Source organism: Nocardia blacklockiae (assembly GCF_015477355.1).
Classification (GTDB): Bacteria; Actinomycetota; Actinomycetes; order Mycobacteriales; family Mycobacteriaceae; genus Nocardia; species Nocardia blacklockiae.
In genome coordinates this window covers 1-309 of the sequence record NZ_JADLRJ010000060.1, presented here as the reverse complement: position 1 = coordinate 309, position 309 = coordinate 1, and the positions used below count along the sequence as shown (strand labels likewise).

Annotated in this window: 1 pseudogene; it reads left to right on the top strand. The window is 73.1% G+C overall.

From position 1 onward, the window contains the following. Nucleotides 1-274 (top strand): annotated as a pseudogene (locus IU476_RS35745) (saccharopine dehydrogenase NADP-binding domain-containing protein); the annotation flags it as partial. Between the last annotated feature and the right edge of the window lie 35 nt (nucleotides 275-309).

Below are 309 nucleotides of genomic sequence, written 5' to 3'. Positions count from 1 at the left end.
CCCCTTCTACCTGATGGCGGTCTCGCTGCACCGGGCAGGCCGCACCGACCCCGCGGTGCTGCGCACCCACAGCAGTTTCGAGCTCACCGCCGCCACGGCCGCGCACACCGTGCGGGCGGTGCTGTCCGGGGCGGTCGCCCCCGGCCTGCACTACGCCGACGAGGTGCTCGACCCGCGCGGCCTGCTCGACGCGGTGGCCGCCCTGGGCGCGCTGCCGATCTTCCACCCCCACCGCCACGCCCACGACGAACCGATGGAAGCAGGCAGCCTGTGAACGATGTGAAACCGAAGGTCGTCGTGTGCGGCACC